Origin of the sequence: Raineya orbicola (genome assembly GCF_002843425.1) — a bacterium.
Taxonomy (GTDB): domain Bacteria; phylum Bacteroidota; class Bacteroidia; order Cytophagales; family Thermonemataceae; genus Raineya; species Raineya orbicola.
Genome location: NZ_NKXO01000038.1, coordinates 1 through 22,643, shown reverse-complemented (window position 1 = coordinate 22,643; position 22,643 = coordinate 1). Strand labels below are relative to the sequence as shown.

16 protein-coding genes are annotated in these 22,643 nt (G+C 36.4%); 6 read left to right on the top strand and 10 right to left on the bottom strand.

Annotated features, from left to right (window positions below; genetic code table 11):
• Positions 1 to 15 precede the first annotated feature (15 nt).
• Positions 16 to 2,388 carry a TonB-dependent receptor gene (locus Rain11_RS11075; protein ID WP_165778126.1) on the bottom strand — a complete coding sequence of 791 codons (2,373 nt, stop codon included), beginning with the start codon at positions 2,386 to 2,388 and terminating at the stop codon, positions 16 to 18.
• A 152-nt stretch (positions 2,389 to 2,540) separates the two neighbouring features.
• Here Rain11_RS11075 and Rain11_RS11070 point away from each other — a divergent pair, with 152 nt between their 5' ends.
• Together Rain11_RS11070 and Rain11_RS11065 are read left to right on the top strand one after the other, a co-directional pair.
• Positions 2,541 to 3,770, top strand: coding sequence for an OmpA family protein (locus Rain11_RS11070; protein WP_101359436.1), 1,230 nt, complete (start codon positions 2,541 to 2,543; stop codon positions 3,768 to 3,770).
• A gap of 313 nt (positions 3,771 to 4,083) precedes the next feature.
• The gene (locus Rain11_RS11065) at positions 4,084 to 6,471 is read left to right on the top strand and encodes a PAS domain-containing hybrid sensor histidine kinase/response regulator (RefSeq protein ID WP_101359435.1); all 2,388 of its coding nucleotides are present in this window, start codon (positions 4,084 to 4,086) and stop codon (positions 6,469 to 6,471) included.
• Here Rain11_RS11065 and Rain11_RS11060 read toward each other — a convergent pair.
• Positions 6,438 to 8,804: a patatin-like phospholipase family protein gene (locus Rain11_RS11060; protein WP_101359434.1), complete on the bottom strand. Its 2,367-nt coding sequence runs from the start codon at positions 8,802 to 8,804 to the stop codon at positions 6,438 to 6,440. The genes Rain11_RS11065 and Rain11_RS11060 overlap by 34 nt on opposite strands.
• A 130-nt stretch (positions 8,805 to 8,934) precedes the next feature.
• Here Rain11_RS11060 and Rain11_RS11055 point away from each other — a divergent pair, with 130 nt between their 5' ends.
• From Rain11_RS11055 to Rain11_RS11045, 3 genes are all read left to right on the top strand, one after another.
• On the top strand, positions 8,935 to 10,365 hold the full coding sequence (locus Rain11_RS11055) for a TolC family protein (protein ID WP_101359433.1): 1,431 nt from the start codon (positions 8,935 to 8,937) through the stop codon (positions 10,363 to 10,365).
• A gap of 56 nt (positions 10,366 to 10,421) precedes the next feature.
• Positions 10,422 to 10,811, top strand: a complete 390-nt coding sequence (locus tag Rain11_RS11050; RefSeq protein WP_165778125.1) for a MerC domain-containing protein — start codon at positions 10,422 to 10,424, stop codon at positions 10,809 to 10,811.
• A gap of 92 nt (positions 10,812 to 10,903) precedes the next feature.
• A complete protein-coding gene (locus tag Rain11_RS11045; RefSeq protein ID WP_101359431.1) occupies positions 10,904 to 13,024 on the top strand; it encodes a hypothetical protein in 2,121 nt (706 codons plus the stop codon).
• On the opposite strand, the gene Rain11_RS11040 is transcribed toward Rain11_RS11045, so the two are convergent.
• The 4 genes from Rain11_RS11040 to Rain11_RS11025 all read right to left on the bottom strand — a co-directional run bounded on the left by Rain11_RS11040 (position 12,999) and on the right by Rain11_RS11025 (position 18,924).
• Positions 12,999 to 13,364, bottom strand: coding sequence for a DMT family transporter (locus Rain11_RS11040; protein ID WP_101359430.1), 366 nt, complete (start codon positions 13,362 to 13,364; stop codon positions 12,999 to 13,001). The genes Rain11_RS11045 and Rain11_RS11040 overlap by 26 nt on opposite strands.
• Positions 13,365 to 13,391: 27 nt before the next feature.
• The gene (locus Rain11_RS11035) at positions 13,392 to 14,393 is read right to left on the bottom strand and encodes a hypothetical protein (RefSeq protein ID WP_101359429.1); all 1,002 of its coding nucleotides are present in this window, start codon (positions 14,391 to 14,393) and stop codon (positions 13,392 to 13,394) included.
• Positions 14,394 to 14,454: 61 nt separating this feature from the next.
• A complete protein-coding gene (locus Rain11_RS11030; RefSeq protein WP_101359428.1) occupies positions 14,455 to 17,469 on the bottom strand; it encodes an ATP-binding cassette domain-containing protein in 3,015 nt (1,004 codons plus the stop codon).
• A 36-nt stretch (positions 17,470 to 17,505) separates the two neighbouring features.
• Positions 17,506 to 18,924, bottom strand: a complete 1,419-nt coding sequence (locus tag Rain11_RS11025) for an NADH-quinone oxidoreductase subunit N (RefSeq protein ID WP_101359427.1) — start codon at positions 18,922 to 18,924, stop codon at positions 17,506 to 17,508.
• A 70-nt stretch (positions 18,925 to 18,994) separates the two neighbouring features.
• On the opposite strand from Rain11_RS11025, the gene Rain11_RS11020 reads away from it, so the two are divergent.
• Complete coding sequence (locus Rain11_RS11020) at positions 18,995 to 19,864, top strand: EamA family transporter (protein WP_101359426.1); 870 nt, start codon at positions 18,995 to 18,997, stop codon at positions 19,862 to 19,864.
• Between the two features lie 4 nt (positions 19,865 to 19,868).
• On the opposite strand, the gene Rain11_RS11015 is transcribed toward Rain11_RS11020, so the two are convergent.
• The 4 genes from Rain11_RS11015 to Rain11_RS11000 form a co-directional block, all read right to left on the bottom strand.
• Positions 19,869 to 20,735, bottom strand: a complete 867-nt coding sequence (locus Rain11_RS11015) for a hypothetical protein (RefSeq protein WP_101359425.1) — start codon at positions 20,733 to 20,735, stop codon at positions 19,869 to 19,871.
• A gap of 71 nt (positions 20,736 to 20,806) precedes the next feature.
• Positions 20,807 to 21,067 carry a DUF4282 domain-containing protein gene (locus Rain11_RS11010; protein WP_101359424.1) on the bottom strand — a complete coding sequence of 87 codons (261 nt, stop codon included), beginning with the start codon at positions 21,065 to 21,067 and terminating at the stop codon, positions 20,807 to 20,809.
• Positions 21,068 to 21,163: 96 nt separating this feature from the next.
• The gene (locus tag Rain11_RS11005) at positions 21,164 to 22,000 is read right to left on the bottom strand and encodes a DUF6591 domain-containing protein (RefSeq protein WP_101359423.1); all 837 of its coding nucleotides are present in this window, start codon (positions 21,998 to 22,000) and stop codon (positions 21,164 to 21,166) included.
• Between the two features lie 51 nt (positions 22,001 to 22,051).
• Positions 22,052 to 22,375, bottom strand: coding sequence for a hypothetical protein (locus tag Rain11_RS11000; protein WP_133121574.1), 324 nt, complete (start codon positions 22,373 to 22,375; stop codon positions 22,052 to 22,054).
• Positions 22,376 to 22,643: the final 268 nt, after the last annotated feature.

The following is a 22,643-nucleotide window of genomic DNA, read 5'->3' as shown; positions in this document are numbered from 1 at the left end:
AGGTTTTGAGTGAAACTAAAAAATATAAGAAATTTGTAAAATAAAATTTCTGCCTACATCATTGGCATAATAACGCCAACGATTTAAGTAATCTCGGAAAATAGTATTTGTTAAATTTTCTACCTGCAAAGTAGCTGTCAGATTTTTGAATGTGCTACTCGCCCCCGCACCCCAAAGCCAGTACCCCGCGGGAGCAAGCATAAAATCAAAAGTCCCTTCTGCAAGAATTTGCTCTTTTTCTTCACTGCTAATATTTTCAAATCGGCTTGGCTCTATCACACGAGGAGCATTATTCTGCCTTGCCACATACAAAGCACTTACAAAAAACGAAGTATTTTGTAGTTTTCCCCAATTTTTTCGCTCCCAAGCCCATCTATTTTCCCAACGCAAAGGAGGCATATTGATGATCGCTTCATTATTTTTTCTGACAAAAGCATTTAGATATGAAAATTTACTTTGCCATTGCCAATTTCCTCGCTGAAACTTTTGCATAGCATCTATTCCACGCAAAACTACATCTCTTTGCACATAACTAAATACAGGAAAATAGCCCTGAATAGTGAGACGAATATCGGTAGGCGTAGCATAGATAAAGTTATCAATCCAGTGATGATAAGGGCTTATTTCCCATTGCCAAGCACCTTTCTGATATTGAATTGTGCCAATCCATTTATAAGATTTTTCCAAAGCAAAATTTTTATCAGGATTCAGCGAGCCATTTTCAAAAAGCAATCCCTGCTGAATATTTCCTATTCCTAAATGCAAACCCTGACTAAACAGCTCGGCAGTATGCGGAGGACGAAAAGTAGTAGCAAAATTTGTTTTCATTACAATATTTTGCCACTTTCGGTACAAATACCCCAAAGTTGCAGTTCCCCAATGAAACTGATAGTTAGGCGTGATACGCACCCGATTTTGGAAAGTTCTCACTTCGGTATGGCGAAAATCATAACGCAAACCCCATTCTAGCTCGTATGTAGGTTTTACGAAGCGTTCTACCCAAAAAATACCTTGCGAAAAGTTGGTAAAATTGGGCAAAAGGGGCGTAATGCCTGTACCCGGCACATTGTAGTTATCTTGCCAAAGTGTGCTTGCTCCCAAAGAGCCTTGAAAGTTTTTCCAAGCGTGATGTTCTAAAACAGCATCAAAAGTGTGTGTTTGCAGTTGCAAAGAAAGAGCAGGAATAGTAGAACGCCCCCCTCGGCGTATATCAAATTCTTTTCTATCATTCCACTGCAAAGCATATTGCAAAGAAAGTGTTCCCAAATGGTCAAGGGTAATTTTACTGCTTATTTTGGCTAAATAATGTACAATTTTCTGACGAGGATTTTGAATTTCATACGTAAAAGGAGCTACATACCAAGGTTCAGGGCGGCTAATAGAAACCGCCAAATCGTTAATATTACCTGTGTGGGCGGCACGTAAAATGCCAATATCGGCATCATAGCGACTTAAATAGGCTTCTGCTTGCCATTTTTTGCGTTCTATGCCCAAAGTAGTTGCAAAATTAAGCTCTTGCACACCCGTATTAGAAAGCACATACGTAGGCGAATGAAAATCTCCGCCTCGCTTTGCAGAACCTTGCCAACGCCAAGCCCAGCCTTTGCCGAAGGCTTTTTCTATTTGCAGGGCTAAATTTCCCATTCGGTTATTGCTATGCCCTATCAGATATGCCTTTCCGTGGAGCTTTTTTTCGGTAGGCAATGGTAAAGGATTGAGCATCACAACGCCCCCCATAGCATCAGAGCCATAGCGAACCCCTGCCGCCCCTTTGATAACACTCACTTGTTCAGCCGAAAAAACATCAATTTCAGGAGCGTGTTCTTCGCCCCATTGTTGCCCTTCTTGGCGTATGCCGTTGTTTAGTATCGTAATTCTTTGTGAGTGCAAGCCGTGAATCATTGGCTTGCTGATACCCGCACCCGTATTGAAAGTAAAAACTCCTGTGATACTTTTGAGCATTTCTCCCAAAGTCTTACCACGCAATAGCTCAAGTTCTTGCCCGATTAAAAAGTTTTGCGTTTGGGTAGAAAATGGTTTTTCCATACTTCCAAGCACTTCCACACTTGCTATCGCCTGATTATCTGCCTGCAAAAAAATATCTTTATGGAAATGCTCATTTTTTTTAAGCTCTACAACAATATGCAAAGGCAAAAAGTCCTCTTTTTCTAAAAAAATTTGATATTCTCCCTCGCATATGTTTAGTAGTTCAAACTCGCCTTCGGCATTGGTTTGTAGAATTTTACCCAAAGGCTCTATCCGCACTTGTACATCTGACAAAGAAATTTTAGTATCTTTCTGATAAATATGTCCGTGTATGCTTGCCGTACATTGAGCGTGCAATTCCCCTAGCAAAAATCCCAAAGCAAGTAAAAATCTGTACTTCATTTCTAATTTCAACTTTGTTGCAAAAATAAACATATTGCAACAAAGTTGCAAATAATAAACTTGTTTTTTGAAAAAATACCACAAATGACGTATATCTTTGTTATCGGAATAGGGTTATTTTTGTAGAAAAGTTAAACAAAACCCTGAACACTATGCGAATTTTCGCAGTATTATGTTTTTTTACAATTATTTTTAGTACTTGCCAAAAGCCACAAGGTACATCAAGCACCAGCGGTGCAAGCGAATTTAACGATTGTGGCGGACTTGACGACGGCAGATTTACGATAGGAGCTAATGGCATACGTCTGATGTATGGTTTTCCTATCCCTGCTTCTACTTCTCATTTTGTTGTAAAAGTAGGTGATAAATTTGCCAGTAATTATGGCAGACTGCCCGGTGTAAAAAAGATTTGCACCAAAAAGAAATTCAAAATAGTAGGCAATCGCAAATTCAGCGAAATGGAATTCAAATTTGAAGGCGTTACCATTACGCAAAGACTTATCCCTGTTGATGACAACTTGAAAGAAGTAGATAGCCTCTCTCCTGCTCGTTACTACCTTATTGAGTACGAGTTTGAAAACAATCGCCTTGAACCTCGTGAGGTTGCTTTTCAATTGCTCATTGACAATATGATTGCCGATAACGATGCTCCAAAACTTGATGGAGACGGCACTATGGTTGATGTAGAAACCAAATATACAGGCGAACACGTACCCAAACAGGTGTTTTTATACCGCAAAGCTCGTGATTTAAGCGACCACACCGCTGAAATTCTTACTGCCAAAGAAAAAGCTGTGAAACCTGATGAACTTGCCATTGGCAGATGGCCTTATTTTCATCAAATTGTTTGGGATTATACCCCTTGCAATTGCCCTTACACCGATGCCGCCGTACTGATGAGGTGGAATGCTCAAACTCTTTCCACAGGACAAAAAAGACGCATAGGCGTATATTATGGAATGGCTCGTAAAAGCAATAAAACCGCCAGTCAGGACATTGTACGCCTTCAGACCACATTCACCGAAAGCGTTTCTATGCGACTTTTTGCCGATACAGCTTATTTTGATAACGCCAGTGCCGTACTTTCCAAAGATTTCACAAGCCGCATTGACCAAATTTTGCAGGGCAGAGATGTTCGCAAAGTAGTGGGTGTTTTGGTAGAAGGACATACCGATGCCAAAGGCACAAACGAAGCCAATGTAGAATATTCTCGCAAAAGAGCCAAATCCGTAATGGATTATTTGGCTAAAAAAGGTATTCCAAACGAAAAAGTCGTCCCCAAGGGCTATGGAGAAATGTATGCCCTACAAAACTCCGATGCCGAAACAAACGGAAATCCCAAAGATAGAAAAGCGGTTATCATTATGTATATGGAGCAGTAAAGATATTTGCTCAAAATCAATTAAACAAAAATTTATGAATGCTCAGTCTATCAGAAACATACTTTCATAGATTTTTTAGGTAGTTTCGTCAATTTTATGTTGGAGCATTGAAAAGGCTTTTTAATTTTGCTCGTACATAAAGCAACAGAAAAGATAAGTGTTTTGTAGTTGAAAAAGTGGCTTTCATTTTGAAAGTCATTTTTTTATGCTCCCCAAAATGTAAGCCACACACAGAATTTTTCATTATTTTGCCCAAGTAGTAAAATGTTTTGATTATGAAATTTTGTAATTTAGAGCAAAACCTATCTGCCCAATGAATTTAGAAAATATCAGCAAAGCCGAACTAATTGCCGAAATTGAACGCCTAAGGCAAATGCTCAATGAAGATATTATCCAAGAACTGCAAGAAAGCAATGCGGCTCTACAAGATTTATTTGATAACTCCAACGACCTAATTTTTGTCTGCAACGCCGAAGGTAAAATCTTATTTGCAAATCGTATTTTTACGCAAAAATTAGGCTATTCTATTGATGAACTCCCTCACCTAAATTTTCAAGAACTTTTAGCTCCTTCACATCGCATAGCGTATTTACGGCAATTGAGCCAACTGCTTGCAGGAGAGGAAATATCTAAATTTCAACTTGTGCTTTTGAGCAAGCACAAACAGAAAATTTATCTCAAAGGCAAAGTCAGCATTCGGTTTGAAAACGGCAAACCTGTGGCTTTACGTGGAATAATGTACGATACCACCGATAAAGTACGCATAGAAGCCGAACTAATGAGCCAAACAGCCCGCCTGAAAGCTATTTTTGAAAGTGGCTCGCATATTATGTGGTCGGTGAATAGAAAACGAGAATTTACAGCTTTCAATCAAAACTATGTCAAGGCTTTGCAAATTCAATATGGCATTACGCCTAAAATTGGTGAAAATTTAGACGTTTTACGAAATGCTTTGGAAAAAGACGGCTTGCGGGCTTTTTGGAAAGAAAAAATGAAAAGAGCCTTTACAGGCGAAATTCAGCACTTTGAAGTGAAAGCACGTGATATCAACGGCAATACCGTTTGGCAAGAAGTTTATCTGAACCCTATCCCCTCACCCGATGGCACTATTGAAGAAGTTGCCGCTATTGCTCACGATATTACAGAAAATAAAAAAATCCGAGAAAGTCTGCAAAAAGCCAAAGAAGTTGCCGAACAATCTTTGAAAGTCAAAGAGATTTTTTTGGCAAATATGAGCCACGAAATCCGAACTCCAATGAATGGAATTATCGGAATGATTGAACTTTTGAGCCTTACCACCCTAAACGAAACACAAAAAGAGTACGTAGAAACTCTTAAAAAGTCGTCTCAAACGCTAATGCACATTCTCAATGATATTCTTGACCTTTCTAAAATAGAAGCAGGCAAAATGCAACTTTTCCCCAAAAGTATTCATTTTCAGAATACTTTGCAGAAAGTTTATGATTTATTTTTGCCCCAAGCCAAACAAAAACAAAACTCTCTTACTTTACAAATAGATAACCAAATCAGTCAGTTTTTAGAAATAGATGAAACGCGTTTCATTCAAATTCTTTCCAATTTAGTCGCCAATGCGATTAAATTTACCGAAAAAGGAGAAATCAACATAACTGCCGAACTTTTGGAAAGGCAATCAGAAAAACAAAAAATTAAAGTTAGTGTTTCTGATACGGGCATCGGTATTGCAGAAAAAGACCGCCATAAACTTTTTCAGGCTTTTAGCCAAATTGATAGCTCCACAGCCAAAACTCAAAGTGGTACAGGTTTGGGACTAACCATTTCTAAACAACTTGCTGAAATGATGAAGGGTGAAATTAGTTTTTTACCTAATCCACAAGGCAAAGGCAGTATTTTTTACTTTACTTTCCAAGCCCCTATCAGCCAAGCAGAAGCACAACAACTCTCACCAAATATTATTTGGCAAAAATTGGAAAAGCCTTTGCCAGTGCTTTTAGTTGATGACAATGCTATCAATCGGAAAGTGGCATCTGAAATGCTCAAAAATTTAGGAGCAGAAGTAAAAATAGCCGAAAATGCTCCACAGGCTTTTGAATGGCTTACCAAAGAAAATTTTGAGGTTGTTTTTTTGGATATCCAAATGCCTGAAATTGACGGCATAACAGCTTTACACCTTATCCGAAAAATGAATTTAGCTAAACAGCCTCGCATTATTGCTCTTACAGCCTATGCAATGGAAGAAGACCGCCAAAAACTGCTTTCAGAAGGTTTTGACGACTATCTCGCTAAACCAATTCGTTTGGAAAGCCTGTATCAAAAACTGACCGCCCCAACAAGCGAATTTCATTTCAATCAAGATAGCCAAAATACTTGGATTGATGAAAGTGTGTGGAACTCTCTTATTGCTCTTACAAATAAAGAAATGCTTTTAGAAAGTTTGCAGGAGTGCATCAACGAAACCGAAATACAAATCGCTGAAATACAAGAAAATCTAACCAAAGAAAATTTTGCTGAAATACTGAAAACCTTACATACTATCAAGGGAGCAACTGCTACATTAGGATTGAGCCGTTTTGCCCAAAAAACCGCTTGGGCTGAAAAAATGCTTAAAGAAAAAGACCACAAGCAATGGGAAAATATTTTGGCAGAGTGGCAAGCCGAATGGAATATTTTTTTAGAAAAACTCCCAAGTTATATTCCAATTCCCAACAAAGAAGCCAAATAACGTACGGCATTAAAGTTTCTCAATTCGTAAATGGTTCGGTGAATACTTTCCTTTTCTTTTTTCGTGAGATGCCAGCTCAAAACCGCTCGTTCTATGATTATTTTAGTGGGCATTGGGTATTTATCAGGGTTTTCAAGGGCTTTATGAATTTCATCTAAATTTTTAGAAATGGGTACATACTCAAATTCTACTCGGTGGATTTGTGTTTTAGGCATAGCCCCTTGCACAAACTCAATAAGATTGTCGTTATTGATGTCTTGCATATACTCTTGGTTCATATAAATTCCTTCCAAAGGAGTGAAAAGTCTTTGAAACAAAGATTGCTGAATACGTTTTTCAATAGGCTTGTTTTTTTGAGTATCCCGAATAGAAACCAACACCACCCCCGATGTATTTTTTTGTATCCAATCTTTGAATACATATAAAAAGCGAGCCGCTGTTTCTACGCCAAAATTATCGGATATGCCTGCGTCCATAATTTGCATTTCAGGATTGGAGGGAAGTTTTACGTTAGGTGCAACATAAGGAAAAGTGGCACTCATACGCAAGGCACTCAGAAAACGCAAATTTCTACTATCTTGTTTTTCAAAAAAACGCAAAAACTCTACCCCTTTGGTCTTTTGGTTGAGAAATCTTTTCTGAAAAAGGCTTGGCGTACACATATAAGAAACATTTTGGGGTGAAATGTAGAGCTTTCTGCCGTCATTGACGATAGTAGGTGAAAGAATCATCATTGGGATAAGAGCCTTTTTTTCGGGTTCTTTGTATTCACAAAGAGCTTTATCCATCACACCATCGGTATTTTCATTGAGTTGTTGCTCAAAGGCATAGCCTCTGTCTTTGTAGTAAGTCCGCCCCTTGTAATTGAATTTTTGGAAACGGAAGAAAATATCATTTACCACCCAACTGAAAGCAATGGCATTCAGGTTGTCGCGGGTGATATTTTCGTAATATTCTTGGGCATAAATATCAATTTTTTCGCCTTGTTGCTGACGCAAGTAAAGTTCTCGGAAATAAGCCGCCCCCACAAGCCCTCCCGAAGCTCCAGAAACAAGCACGGTGTGGTTCATTAAATTGCCCCCAAGTGTGCTATCTACATATTGTAAAGTACGCATTGCCCAAGCCGAGGCTCGCTGTCCGCCACCACTCACGCAAATCAGTACCATTTTAGGATTTTCTTTTTTAGGGAATTTAGCTCTCCAATTGTTCAGTATTTCTAAGGTTTCCTCATAATCTTTCTTGAAGTTTTCATCATTTACTGCTTCTTTTACCGACCAAGTAGAATATTCAGGTTTTTGGGGAGTATCGTAATCTATGCCGTACACTTCATAAGCCTGATTGAACCATTCTTTTTTGGTAATAAAATTGAACCCTAAAATAAAAACTATCAGAGCCGTAAATACCCACCGCTTAAACCAAAACGTAAAAGCCCCCACGAACATAATGCCCAAAGTGAGTAGTAGCACCAAACTCGCCCCCGCAGGAATTTGAAAATAAGGATTTTCTTCAAAATACCCCAAAATCATCACTGCTATAAAAATCGTAGATTGAATGATGACTGAATTGATATGATTTTGGTTAAAGACCTTCATCAGAATCTGTCTATCAATGCCTATCATTTCCTGCACTTTTTTGTAAGAAATGGGTGTAGCAAAGTAGTAATCCACTCGTATTTTATCGTGCCGAGCCGAATCGTACCGCTCTTTGATATTCATTCTTACAATTTTCACTTTTCGCAAACCTACATTCAATCCTTCGGTAACACGATTCACTACCTTGAAAATATCCAAATTCGTTAGGTAAAAATAGAAAAAGAAAAAACTACACATCAGGAAAAAACCAATTAAAAAAGCCAAAACCTCTAACCATATATCAATTTCTGTTTCCAGAGCATTTTCTCTTGCAAAAACTACAAACTCCCACAAATAAACCACCAAAAAAAGCGTAGGGAAAAAACTATTATTGATGCAAAATTTCAGAAAAGGATATTTCAGATGCCCCAGGAAACCAAAGCGATGCCCGTCCCACAAGTAACAAGTAATCTGATACGACATTGTAAATCCTCCAAGAGTAAGCCCCAAAATTCCCATACTCCATTCATTTACTCGGTTGATGTATTCGGGCTCTAAAAAAAGATAAGAAAGCCCAATCATACTCCCAACGCTATCCGTTACAATGCCAATGAGCAAAAGCCACGCAAGTACCAAAAAGTGATTTTTGCGTAAATTCAAAACAAGTAGTTGCATAGGAAAGGAATACCATACCCAAGAAAGCAAGGGGTCTATGAACTTGCTCTGTAATTTACTTTTTCGCCTGATAATTTTCCTAACCATAGCTCTATTAGATTTGGAAGTATGCTACTCTTTCAAAGGTAAATAAACGTTTTTTTACAACATTTTATCCACTTTTTTGCAAAATTTTCAGTTTATCTCTTAAATTTAAGCCTCAAAATACGTGCAATGAATGAAAACTTGGCTTACAATTTTAACATTATTCATTACTACCGCAATATTTGCTCAAAAAAATATCAGTTTAGAAGATGTTTTACGTTGGTCTGGCTCTCAAACCTTTGATTTCCATAGAGCAGAAAAAGAGTTCCAAATTAGTTTTTGGCAATACCGCTATCACCTTTCCAACAACAGACCACGCCTAATGTTCAATGGCGATTTGCCTAATTTTAGCAGAACTATTATCCCTGTAACCCAAAACGATGGTGTCGAGGCTTTTCGTGAGCGTAGTTTAGCAACTTCTCTGGTAGAACTTTCTATTGCCCAAAACATTGCCTCCACAGGTACAACCATTTTTGCTTCCTCACAACTCAACCGCATAGATGTTTTTCAACCTACTAATGCCGTATCTTACCTTGCTTATCCTGCTCTTTTGGGTATCAGACAACCTTTGGGTAGTTTTAATGCTATGCGTTGGGAAAATAAAATTCAGCCTATCCGCTATCAAGAATCGCAAAAAAAGTTCAAAGAAGATGTAGAAATGGCGAAAGTAAAAAGTATGCAGTTATTTTTCCAATTACTTTTAGAGCAAGAAAATTTGCAACTATTGGAAAAACAAAAAATCTTCAGCGATAGTCTTTTTTTACTAGCTAAAAAGCGTTTTTCTGTTGGAAAAATTACAGAAAACGAACTTTTACGCAATGAAATCAACCATTTACAAACTGAGCAAGAACTAATGCAAGCTCGCAATCAATATGAATTTGCATTAAGGCAATTTCAGAGCTATTTTAAGATTAACGAAAGCGTACAACTACATTACCCCCAAGAACTGCAAGCTGAAATAAATTTGGAAATAGCTTTGGAGCGTTTTCGCAAAAATAGTCGCAAAAGTATTGAAATACAAAGAAAAATCATTGAAGCAGATAAAGAACTCGCCCAAGCACGTGCTAATGCGGGTTTGAAAGCCGATATTTCACTGGCTTTTGGGCTTTCAAAAGATGGGCAAACCATCAGAGATGTGTATAGACAGGTAAAAGACCAAGAAAATGCTCGCGTTTCATTTCAAATTCCTATTCTTGATTGGCAGAGAGGAAAATCGCAAGTGAGAGTCGCTCAGTTACAAAAAGAAATGATTTTGCAAGAAACTGAAAGAGAAATGCAAGAAATGGAGCTGGAGTTGGAACTACAAATAAAAAACTGGTTTGCGGCTCAAAAACAATTGGATATTGCTAAAAAAAATCAGATGATTGCTCAAAAAGTATATCAAATGACCTACCAAGAATACCTGAACGGCAATACTAATTTAAGCGAATTAGAAAGAGCCTTTGCCAGCCAAAGCCTTTCAAAACAAAATTATCTAAAACAACTTGAAACTATCTGGATAGGATACTATAAAATTCGCTTGCTTACACTTTACGATTTTGAAAAAAATTTACCATTAGATTGAACAAAAATATTTGCAACTTTGTTGCTTTTATGTATATTTGCAACAAAGTTGAAAAAATGAGAAACTTTTACCATAAATATTTAACCAAATTTGGTTTTTCGCTTTCTTTGCTTTGTGGTTTGCATTGCCTTGCCACGCCTGTTTTGCTCGCTTTTATGCCTGCTGTAGCCGAGTGGTTTTCGGAGGAAGTAGAAATTTCCGTTACTTTTTTGAGCTTTCTTATAGGATTTTCAGTGCTTTGGAAAGATTTCCGTTTGCATAAGTTTTTCTATCCTTTGGTTTTGCTGATTTTTTCTTTTGCTTTTATTCTGATAAGTCAGTTGTTTATTCACAGGCATTTTTTAGATATTTTAGGCATTATGGGTATCGTTTTAGCATACCTATGGAATTGGCATAAAATTCGCCAAATACGTATGTGTGCCTGTGTGGTGAAATCTATTGAGTAAGTAGGTAATTTTAGCATTTCCTTCAACATTTTCTTTTCTTAAATTATATTGTTTTTTAGCCATTTTTTTAGTTTTGCTCAAAAAAAGAAACTATGCATCTCCGAAAAAGTGCAATTTTTGGCTCTATCATCAGTTTTTTCGTAACCATCATTATTCCAATCTATATTTGGGGCTTTCAGATGCCCTTAGAAACTTTATTAAAAAGTTTAGGAACAGCTTGGTTCATTTTACTTTTTCCTCAATTCTTACCACAGCCTTCAAAATCTACTTGGTGGAGAACATACAGCCTTCAAAGCATATATTTACTTTTCAGTTTAGCAAGTTTGGGGTTTTTGAAACGTTATGCCGAGTGGATAGGGTTTTTATCTTGGATAGTGGCTTTAGTAGGGCTTCTCGTTGGAATTTTGACTTGGGGAGTGGTTTTAAGTCAAAGAACTTTCCCTTTGAAGAAAATAGCAGGATACGCATTTTTGGCACTTTTAGTGGGTAGTTATTTACTGGGGCATATTTACAAATTTGCTTTTTCCCCTATACTTCTTGAAAACTTTTCTGCACTGAACTTACCATATACCTATCTGGATACGGTGTATCATAGTGCTTGTGCTAAAATGTTTCAAACTTATGAAGTTTTTACCACAGGTTTAGACGGCGTCGTACCAATGAACTATAATGTTTTCACGCATTGGCTCAACGGGCATTTGGCTTATTTTTCTGAAATACCTATTCATCAATATTACAACATCACTTATCCTATTATATTTTTTGCCTTTTGGATATTTGCTTTTTTAGAACTTATACAAAGATTTTATGAATTCTTTGCCAACCAAAAACAAAACTCAAACAAAATCTTACCCACTTCTTTCTGGTTTTGGATATTTTTTTTGTGTTTTTTATTTCCCGTGCCCGATAATATCTACACAAGAGGACTTTTAGGGCTACACTTTATACAAAGCCATACCTATGTCGTTGCATTAGCTTTATTTTTCGCTTTTATTGAAACTTTAATTATAGTTTGGAAACGAGTTGAAAAGCTCAATCAGTGGTTTATTTGGGTATATTTTCCTTTGGCAAGTTTTATTTTGGGTACGGCTCACGTTGCTATTGTAGTAGCTATTACAGCAGGAGCAGGGTATTGGTTTTTACGGAAAAATCTTTTTAAAAAGTGGTACTACTGGTTCTGGATTTTGTTGATGTTAGCAAATTTAGTGATTTGTTATCTTTTTACCGCTGAAACTACTCCTTTCAGTAGTCAGGAAAAAAGCTATGAAGGGCGAATAGAGTGGTTTCACTTTTTCCGTCAAGAACATTTTGAAGCTTTCAATTTTTGGATAGTCTTTTATGGCACTTTGTATTTGGTAACCTTTCTTTATCTTTGGAATGAAAAAATCAGTTTCCAACATTGGCTTCGCAGAACTGATACAATTCTTATTGAATTGCTATGGATAGTTGCTCTGGCAGGCATAGCTCCCAACATAGTGCTTGCTCTTTTTGGTGGTACAGGAATGTATTTTTTGAGCATACAAAGATTTATAGCAGCGGCTCTTTTACTTGCATATTTCCCTTTTATTCCTTCTTTGCGTTTTGTTTTTTGGAAATGGCTTAAATATCCTGTATTTATAGGAATAGCCCTGCTGATGTATATGATGTACCGAAATAATTTTAACGATTCGTGGGAAGCGAATTTTCAAGCTCGCAAGAAAATTATGCAAATCAATGATTTTTCTTGGAAGGCTACACATTATCTTGAAAACTTATTCCAGCCCCAGCACCCCGATTGGCATAAAGCCAAAAAACTTTTCAGCGATAGCCTGCAAATCAAACTCCAACGAAATAGCTACTATCAATTTGCCCAAAAAATCGCAGAATTAGACAAACTACCTGTTTCTGAAAAAAAGGAAGCTTTATTGTATATTCCTTTTCATAAACTCCACTTCCCGCAGTGGGAAACAGAGCTAGCAACCCAAGACGGAATGTTTTTGGTAGGTATTTCGGGGATGGCTCTCCTCAGTGGCTTACCACACCCCAAATATCCCGTAGGTGCGTACGGCTATGGCTATTACGACCACAGCTTACGCGAGAAAACCTGGACACAAGGCTTTTCCATAGACGAACTCAAAAAACTAACCTTACAAAAAGGTTTTAAGTATTTGTATATTTATCAGCCCGAAAAGCAAAATTTTGAGAAAATCATTTGCTCTGAGCCAGCAAAATAATGCCCGCAACAATTAGAAATGTACCTGCAATTTTTTGCCAAGAAAGTGGCTCTGCAAAAAAATAATAACTCAAAAAAAGTACAAGTATAAAAGCAATACTGGTAAAAGGATAAGCAAATGATAAATCAAATTTCGTAAGTGCGGCTATCCACGTAAAACTTGCCAAAAATGCCGAAGCAAAACTACTTATCACCCAAAAATCCCAAAAAACTTGCCAAAAATAATTCAATTTTGCCAAAAACCCTTCGGGCATTGAACCTTTAAGGTTCAAACGCCATTTGAGAATAATCTGTCCGTAGGCTGTCAGTACAATGGTCAAAAAAATATACAAATACCCCATAATAAAATCAAGGTTTGAAAACACAAATCAATTCTTTAATTGAAAATCTAACGTTTTCAACTCTTCATCTTCCAACGCTCTTTCGTAGAGCTTAAAAATTCTATCTTGCGTATCTACTCCTATGCCCATAATAAATAAAATGGTGTGTTCGTTATGTACCTCTTCGGCAAGATGTATGCCTTTTTTCTCTAAAAAATCAAATACCAAAGGCTTATATTTGGTAAAATCCTCTAAAACTTTTCTAAAACGCTCATCAATTTCCTTATAAATAGCTTTTACTTGCGAGTTCAACACTATTTTTTCATAAATTTTGGGGTGTTTGTGTTTGGCATATTGTAAGTATTTGAGAATATAATACTTAAACTCTACATATGCGTGATAGCTATCGTAATAATTTGAAAAATAACCTTCCCAATGTTTAGCGTCTTGGAAGGATTCTCTCTCGTAAAACTCCCTGCTTTCAAATGCCACCCAAGTCTGATGAAAAAAACCATTCCACTCATCTAAAAGCCCCAAAAAACCTATTTTCTGTGGAAGTAAGGCAAGATTTTTGGTATCAATAAAGTTTTTGTAACGCTCTTCACGCAAATTGTTTGGAATAATCTTGGCGATTTCAGTAGCGGGAAAAGTAGGGATTATTTCTGTAAAAATTTCTTTATTCTCGTCAAAATAAAAAAGTAAATATTCTTTGCCTGCTTCAAAAAGTTGAGGCTTTTCTTCTAAATACTTGAAAGCTCCACGCCGAGAATAATCGTGGTAGATTTCGTGAATCATCAATGGTATTTCGTGAATAATCACGTCTCTATGAGTAGTGTCAGTAAGGTAAATCATAAAATCCAAATGCCTACCAATATTGATAGTAGCACTAGGTAAATGCACTACCGAATTGGTTTGGTAATATTTTTGCAAAAGATGAGCATGCTCTCGGGAATGTACCCTCAAAAATTGAATAACATACTTTCGGGCAGAAGTTTGAGCATTCGCTACTAAAAAATAAAAAAGGCTTATCAGAAGGAGTAAAACCCTCATACATCAATGTTTAGTCAGGATATATCAAATTCTTATCACAAATCTAAAAAATAATTCCCTTTTACCCAAAAGTAAATTTGAGTTTCCAAAAAAGTGTTTCCAGCCATTTTACAAAGCGTCCCAGCAGACGAAAATACAAAACAAAATAAGTAACAATTATCATTATCCACAAAACAGCCAAATTGAAAGATAAAGTGGTTATGGTTTCACCTACCAATTTTTTATTGGGAGCAAAAAAATGAGCAGAAGCATCTTGAGCATCAATATAAACAGCATTTGCAATGGGTTCTATGTGTTTTTGTAGGACAACCAATTTCTGCTCGCTATCCAGTTGTTTTACCAAACGAGCTACCGCTTCGTTATGATACCTCTGCCGAAGGTTCTGATGGGCAGGATTTTTTCGTAAAAAATCATCTTTGTCTTTTGTAGCAGTTTGTTGCTCTTGTTTGTAATATTTTCTGATATTTTTGAAAATCTTTTCAATTTGGCTGTAAGTACCTGCAATATTTTTAGCCTCGGTAAGAGCATAAAGCGTTGGAATTTCTTTTCTATCTATCTTTTCTAATTCTTTGGTAAGTTCATTACGAATAAGCCAAAAAATATGCCCCGACTGATATGGATTACTTCGGGCTTTATCTAAAAGTTTTTGCAACTCGGGCAAATAAAACACCTTTTTGTATTCGGCAGTAGCAATAATTTTATCGTAAGGGTACAAGGGTTTTTCGTAGGCGTTTTCCTTGAATTGTACCACCATCAGAGCTTCAAAAGCCCACCGAGAAGCCAAAAACTCCGAAAACCAAGGAATATGGTCTTGGGCAGAAAATTTAAAGTCTGGATTTACTTTATCAAAACGAATTACGATACCGCCCAAAACGAGTTGAGGAATAAGCAACAAAGGTATCAGAATATAGACCGTTACTGCGGATTTGAATGCATCTGAAATCAACAGCCCCAAAACATTGGCAAAAGCCGAGCAAGAAAAAAGCACTACAAAATACTCCAAAGCCATTCCACGAATTTCCAAGATGCCATTACCTATCCATACCAAAGCCAGTGTTTGTACAAAAGAAAGCATAAAAAGCACCGCCACTTTGGCAAGCAAATAGCTATTACGACTCAAATGTAAAAAAGCCTCTCTTTTCAGAATTTTCCTATCGCTGATAATCTGTTCGGCACTTCCTACCAATCCCGAAAAAAGAGCTACAATGATAGCAATAAAAATATATGCAGGAATATTTTCATTCTCGCCAAATGTATAAGGCTTGTTGGGCTCGTGATAGCGATTTACATATGCCAAACCAAAAGCTAAAAGGGGTGCTTGTAACAAATTGACAAGCAAGTATTGAGAATGATTTACTTTGTTTTTCAAATCTCTTTTCAAAAATATCCACCATTGCCTAATTCGGTTGGGGGATTGAATGCGTTGGTTAATAATTTCGGCTTGAATGGGAATTTCATTTTTGGCTTGACTTTCCTGTTCTTTTTGATAAATTTCGTACCATTGTTGAGGTGAAATTTTTCGCTTCTCTGTAAAGCGTCCGTATTCATTAACGATTTTTGCGGAAATAATATCAAAAATTTGCCCTACATCAATATTACCACATTCGCCACATTCGCCTTGGCTACGACTCACCTGCCTTGCGTGCTTGCGAAAATAAGGCACTGCATCAATAGGACTGCCATAATAAATCGGATAGCCACCTGTATCTAATATGAGCAATTTATCAAACATTTTGAAAATAGTTGCCGAAGGCTGATGAATCACTACTACCACGAGTTTGCCTTCCAGAGCAAGTTCTTTGAGCAAATCCATAATATTTTCTGAATCGCGAGAGGAAAGCCCCGAAGTAGGTTCATCAACAAAAAGAATGGCAGGCTTGCGTAATAGCTCCAAACCAATATTCAAGCGTTTTCTTTGCCCACCGCTAATGGTTCTTTCCAGAGGCGAGCCTACTTGTAAGTGAGCAACTTCTTGCAAGCCCAAATCTCTCAAAATCTCCTCTACACTTGCCTGAACTTGTGCTTCATTTTGATTGCCTAAACTCAATTTTGCCGCATAGTACAAGTTATCATAAACGCTTAAATGCTCAATCAGTAAATCATCTTGCGGAACATAACCGATAATACCCTCTAATTTTTCTTGATGTACGTTACGCCCATTGATAAGCACCTTGCCACTATGGGGTTTCAAGTTTCCATTAAGTACTTCTAAAAGAGTAGATTTGCCTGCTCCACTTTCTCCCATTATGCCCAAGAGTTTGCCTCCGCTTTCAGCAAAGCTAATTTCCCGAATACCATTTTTTTTGCTTGCAAAAAGATGTGTTACACGCTTTGCTTCCAAGTAAATTCTTTGCTCTTGTTTGGTTTTTCGGAAAATGCTAACAATATCGCTGTAATAAATTGCCTCTATGCGTCCTCCTCGGATAACACTGCCCGGTGAAAGGAAATAAATATGACCGCTTCTGAGCAAAAAGCCGTTCAGATAGTAATCTTGCTCACCAATATATTTGAAAAGATAGGTTTCAAGGTTTGGAACTCGCAGAATAAGCATAAAGCCCTGCAAATGAGGCTGATGTAAATGGTATGCATAATGAATATTGGCAAAGGGGGTAATGTAAAGCGTATTTTCAAGGAAATGCTTTTCAATGTAATCAATCGTAATAAAATTGATAAAATTTTCTACTTCTCTTTGCTCAAAATTAAAAATAGAGGCAACCGTATGAATAAACTCCCATTCATTAGGGCTAATTTCGCCATCGGCGGCGATAAGTTCAACCATTTTGATAAGAGCAACAAGTTTTTGCTGTTGAGTAAGTTCCTGATTGATACGCGTGCATATCACGAGCATACGCGAAGAAATACGCGTGCTTGTAAGTTTTAAGCCACTATCGTCTGTTTCTACGGTGCGAAGTTTAGAAAACTCTTCAAAAATAAGCAAGTATTTATGCACCTGTTCGGGGCTGAGATGCTCTTGCAAAAAATTTTCTACTAAATTTCTATAAGTGGGTTGTGTTCCTTCCAAAGAAGCCGTAATACCAAATAACTGCATTAGGGCTTTGAGTATCTCCTCGGTCATAGTGTCATAGCTTTGCCGAAGGCAAGATAGAAAAACTTACTTAAAAAGCAAAAAAGGACGGAAAAATAAAAGCAAAAGCAAAAGTAATAAAAGCGATACTAATAAATACAAACGTAAGTTTTTTTGTCTTTGAAAATTTTTAGAAGGTCTAAAAAAAGCCAAAAATGGGATTTTAAGATAATAAAACAATGCTAAAAAGGTAGCCAATAAACCTATAACAAGCCAAATCAGTAAGAAACTTTCCTGTGAGCTTTGGTATTTTTCCCAAAGCAAAGAGAAAAGCAACATTTTAGCCGTAAAGCCTGCCGTTGGGGGCAAACCTGCAAGTGTCAGAAAACCCACAAACATTGCTATCATTAAGAAAGTATCTTTTTGTCCTAAACCTTCAAATGCCTGAATTTCTATAATCTGATGCTTGGTTTCATAATGCTCTGCCAAAGCAAAAAGTAAAAAATTTGCCAATACATATACCAACAAGAAAAATAAAAAGATTTTTTCATCATTGCTTTTGTACAGATTGGTAGCTATAAGCAAAAAACCCGCATTGGCTACTGAACTATACGCAAGCATACGTTTGAGATTTTTTTGCCAAAAAGCTACAAGATTACCAACAAGAATGCTTGCCACTGCAATCAGAAAGAAGACCTGAGGCAAAACAGGCAACACTGGCTCGTAGGCGAGTGAAATTTTGTACAATACCGCTGTACTGGCAATTTTGGGGGCAGTAGCTAAAAATGCTGTTACCGAAGTAGGGGCAATCTGGTAGGCATCGGGCGTCCAGATGTGCCAAGGAAATGCGGAAATTTTAAGTAAAAAGCCTGAAAGCACCAAAATAAAAGCTACATAAGTCAGTTGGGAGTTACTGATTTTCCAAAAGATATTTTCAAAGCTCAAAACTCTCCCTTGCAAGCCATAAAGCCAAGAAATTCCATAAATCATTATCGCAGAAGCCATTATGCCAAATAGCAAATATTTCAGAGAACCCTCCAAACTATTTTTCTGCCAAGAAAGTACTACCAGCACATACAAAGCTACTGCCGAAAGCTCCAAAGAAATAAGCAAGCTGAGCCACTCTTGACTCTTGAGCATAAGCATAAGTCCCAAACTCGCCGCCAAAAGCAGAAAGTAATACTCACCCAAAACTTTATTTTGAGCAATTTGAGCTGGCTTTGGGAAAAAAATTGCCACAAGCAAAGTCGAAAGTAAAATCATCTGACGAAAAGCAGGGAAAAAAGTCTCTTGGGGCATTTGATACGTCAAGTACATAGAAACAAGCAGAATAAGGGCATATAAACCTTCCAGTAGCGAGGCGAACCAAATTTTATTCTGCCATTTTTTTTCAAAAAGTGAAATCAAAAGCAGGAGATTCAAACCGATAGTAATGCTAATTTCGGGGAGTAAAAAAGGGAATTTTTGCCAAAAACTCTCTATAAAATTATTCAGTAGGTTTTCCATTGAAAACGTTTGTAATTTCAAGCAAAAATCTGCATTTTGAGGCAAAAAGCAAAATTCAAGATTGAAATTTATGAAGCCTGAAGTAATTGCACTTACCAGTGTAGTGATTGTTCATTTTGCTTTCGCTATTGCCGATTCGCTTTGGAAAGTACCCTTACGAGAAGTTTCAGCAGAGAAAGGGATTTTTATTCGCAACTTATGGACTACTGCTTTTTTAGGAATTGTGGCTTGGGTTATGCAAGAAAATTACCATTTTTCTTGGCAAGATGTAATTTTTTCGGTACTAATATCTTTTATTTCGTATTGGGGTTTGTATTTTTTTGTAAAATCACAGCAATATTTGCCTTTGAGCCTCATTGGAAGATTTTTAGTTTTGAAAAGTGTTTTTCATTTTTGGTGGAGTATTATCTACTATAAAGAGCCATTTGTATGGCAAAAAGCTATTTTATTTGGTATTTCTTTTTTTGCTTCTTTGCTTATTGCCTTAAAGGCGAGTTCGGAAAGAGCTAAACTACAACGCCAAGGCATACTATTTGCAGTTTTAGCGAGTATTTTTTGGACAATCAGTTATGCTTTTTTCAAAGAAGCTACTGAAAAATTAGGACCTTCGCAATTTGGCTTTGTTTTAGAACTGACAATTTTATGTGTCAGTGGATTTCAACTATTTTGGCAAAGAAAACTTACCCAAGTTTTTGCTCTTTCGGGCAAGAGTTTTCTGTTTTTGCTGTTAATAGCCTTTTTAGGAGCATTAGGCGTATATTTTAGCAATCTTTCCTATCTACTTGTGCCGCTATCTTCTTTGCTGATAATACGAGTAACAGGCGACACCATTCCTTTGGCAATAGGTTTATTTATCTACAAAGAAAAATTAACCCAATGGCAATATATCGGTATTATTCTTTCGCTTATTGCCAATTGGGGGCTTATGGTTTTGGAATAAAGCCTTATCTACTTATTTCCTCAAAACTTGTAGCTAAAGCAAACCCCTGCTTTAATGCTTCATCTACGATTTTTTTCCATATTACCTTTGGTTGGAATAGATTTAGTTGTTTAATGCCTTGGGTAAGTTTTCCTAAACCTATAAAATCATCTCCGTAATTTAGCAAAAGTCTTTCGTATCCATAGTTATTTTCTAGTTTTGTATGACAAGGTACAAAGGAAAAGTAATGGTTATCATCATTAAACATTTTCGCTTCATAGAGAGTCAGCTCTTTACACTCATTGTATTTTTTTACTGACTCACAAGGGTTTATTTCGAGAGCACACTCTTTATTTTTGTCTAACTGCTTTAAAGTAAGCTCCACAAGGGCTTTAGGATATTGATTATACTTTACTTCATCAAACTTTTTGGCTGATTTTACAATAAATAATGTATCTAACAAAAAGCCCATTTCCGAATACGAACCAAAAAGTATCAAATCATTCTCTTGAAGTCCCCTTAGTACTTTCTTACTATGTTGCATACAATTGGTGTAGTAAAAGGTTGAAGCAAACACAAAAGGGTCAGTGTTAGAGACTACTTCGTTAGGTTTATAATTCAAAGTTGGTTTATGTAAGAATGCAGGAACATTAGAATTTAGACTTTCATAATAACTTGCACCTTCCCATTCTCCCCAAAAATACAAATCTCCTTTTTGTGTATTTTGAGAAAGATTGTATAAATATTCTCCCCTAGCTTTTAAGTATTTACGAAAATGCTTATCTACCGAATTCCAGTAGCGAACTTTTTCCTTTTCACTATAATGAATATCTCTATCTTTTTGGGAAAACAGATATTCTTTGCCCGGATGTAAAAATTGTATAGCTTTCATAAGAGTTGATTCTTAAGATAAAAACGAGGTTTCGTAGAGATTGTTGCTACGAAACCTGCTTTAATGAAGCACTATTTAAGTAAATCCTTAGTTTTTCTTAATTGTTCATAGATGCCAAAAATTACTAGCCAAGTTTCAAGAAATAGTCTTACAATAATGGTAATAAATGAAAAACCTAATAACCCAACAAGTAAACGTTCTGGGAATTTACCCATTTTTTCAAAAAAAATAAAGTAGAGTGATACTATAAATAAAACTATTTCTATTAACCAAAATAGGATTTTAACAACATAAGGCATAATCAATACCTCAAAGAATAAAAACTTTTTCATAAACTTAATTTTTTTTAGGTTACTCCTACTCTTTTGGCTTTTCGGAAAACGCCTCTTTTTTTCAGTGGTTACGGGTCTCCACTTTTATTTGCATTATTAAAGTTTACTTACGGCATTTGCAATTTTCACCTGAATTTCAGAAATTTTTGCTACATCTGCCGGACTGCAAGACAATGAATTTGCTTTACTTTGCATAGAATTCGCCTTTGAAGCCATACTCTGATATTCGGATAATATAGAAATATCATTTCGATTAGCTTTGTATTTTTCAATTAAACTAATGTAGCTAGAAGCAAAACTATCATACTCTCTTACAAAATCACTACAATCACCTTCCGAATCGCTACTAGAAGCAGAAGCACTAGATGAACTGCTTGACTTTGGTCTGGGTTCATACTCTACCTTTGAGTTTGCTTGTAGTTTTTTTGCTTTTGCATAAGTTTTTTTCTTATCATAGCCCATCGTAAACTTTACCCAGCGTTTTTCGCCTTTTTTTGCAGTAATCAGATTTTTCATTGCTTCGTAGTCACTATATTGTAAATTAGTATCAAATGGGCTTCCATTTTCTTCCATTAAATCTACTATTATACACCAAGTGTATTGCCCGCCACTATTCGACTTACAAGGTTGTTGATCGTTTAATTCAAAAGGTAAATCATCTGATATTTTCTCAAATTCAACCATTAATTCGTCGGCTTCTAACTCTCCTGTTTCCCAAGGATCTTTGGTTTTGATTATAGCCTGCGTAACCTTAAAGTAATCCTTTAAATCTCCGCTGAGTTCGGCTGTTACCTCTAATTTGTGATCTACAGGATCAGCTGCTTTTTTCTCTTTTTTACAAGCAGTTAGCGAAATTAGTAATACTGCTAATACTTTAGCAAAATTTTGAAGTTTTTTCACGGTCATTCTGCCGCTTACTTTGAAATCTGCCATAGTTGTTTTGGTTTTAAGGATTGAACATTGATTTTTAAGTTTATTTCAAGTTTATACAACTTGCTCTTTCAGATTTGCTTTGTTGAGCGAGAGGTCTTTACTCACGGCTTCACCATCTTTGCCCAAAACCTCTATTCTCACACCAAAGCGTTCAAGAAATAGTTTTTCAAAATTATCCACGAGCATATTGCCCCGTAACTCTATGAAACTCGTAGGAATACGCATAAATGATACCTTACGTAAAGTACTATCATCAGAGGCTATTTCACTATTTGTGGCAGAAGTATATACCCGTATGCGTAAGCCTTCTTTTTCGTAGAGTTCTTTACGCAATCGCTTTACACTCATTCGCCCAGTGATTTTGAGAACTTTCACGCCGCTTAATGTTTAATCTTTGCAATAAAAATAAAATGCAAGACAAGAAAAATTTTGGTCAAATTTGTCCAAATACAAAAATTTGATAGTCAAATAATTAAACAACGTTTAGCGAACATATAAAAACAAAAAATATTTAAACAATATGACCGCCAAGTTATGAATTAGTGGATATTGACGGCGTTTAATTTAACAAAATTAAGAAAGATTTCATCATTAAGAAAATCCTTATTGTTTTTTTGTGAGGTATAAAAAAAATACTTATAGC

Coding starts and splice junctions, on each gene's coding strand:
- Rain11_RS11075 (WP_165778126.1), bottom strand. CDS start 2,388: ATGAAGTACAGATTTTTACTTGCTTTGGGATTTTTGCTAGGGGAATTG.
- Rain11_RS11070 (WP_101359436.1), top strand. CDS start 2,541: ATGCGAATTTTCGCAGTATTATGTTTTTTTACAATTATTTTTAGTACT.
- Rain11_RS11065 (WP_101359435.1), top strand. CDS start 4,084: ATGAATTTAGAAAATATCAGCAAAGCCGAACTAATTGCCGAAATTGAA.
- Rain11_RS11060 (WP_101359434.1), bottom strand. CDS start 8,804: ATGGTTAGGAAAATTATCAGGCGAAAAAGTAAATTACAGAGCAAGTTC.
- Rain11_RS11055 (WP_101359433.1), top strand. CDS start 8,935: ATGAAAACTTGGCTTACAATTTTAACATTATTCATTACTACCGCAATA.
- Rain11_RS11050 (WP_165778125.1), top strand. CDS start 10,422: ATGAGAAACTTTTACCATAAATATTTAACCAAATTTGGTTTTTCGCTT.
- Rain11_RS11045 (WP_101359431.1), top strand. CDS start 10,904: ATGCATCTCCGAAAAAGTGCAATTTTTGGCTCTATCATCAGTTTTTTC.
- Rain11_RS11040 (WP_101359430.1), bottom strand. CDS start 13,364: ATGGGGTATTTGTATATTTTTTTGACCATTGTACTGACAGCCTACGGA.
- Rain11_RS11035 (WP_101359429.1), bottom strand. CDS start 14,393: ATGAGGGTTTTACTCCTTCTGATAAGCCTTTTTTATTTTTTAGTAGCG.
- Rain11_RS11030 (WP_101359428.1), bottom strand. CDS start 17,469: ATGACCGAGGAGATACTCAAAGCCCTAATGCAGTTATTTGGTATTACG.
- Rain11_RS11025 (WP_101359427.1), bottom strand. CDS start 18,924: ATGGAAAACCTACTGAATAATTTTATAGAGAGTTTTTGGCAAAAATTC.
- Rain11_RS11020 (WP_101359426.1), top strand. CDS start 18,995: ATGAAGCCTGAAGTAATTGCACTTACCAGTGTAGTGATTGTTCATTTT.
- Rain11_RS11015 (WP_101359425.1), bottom strand. CDS start 20,735: ATGAAAGCTATACAATTTTTACATCCGGGCAAAGAATATCTGTTTTCC.
- Rain11_RS11010 (WP_101359424.1), bottom strand. CDS start 21,067: ATGAAAAAGTTTTTATTCTTTGAGGTATTGATTATGCCTTATGTTGTT.
- Rain11_RS11005 (WP_101359423.1), bottom strand. CDS start 22,000: ATGGCAGATTTCAAAGTAAGCGGCAGAATGACCGTGAAAAAACTTCAA.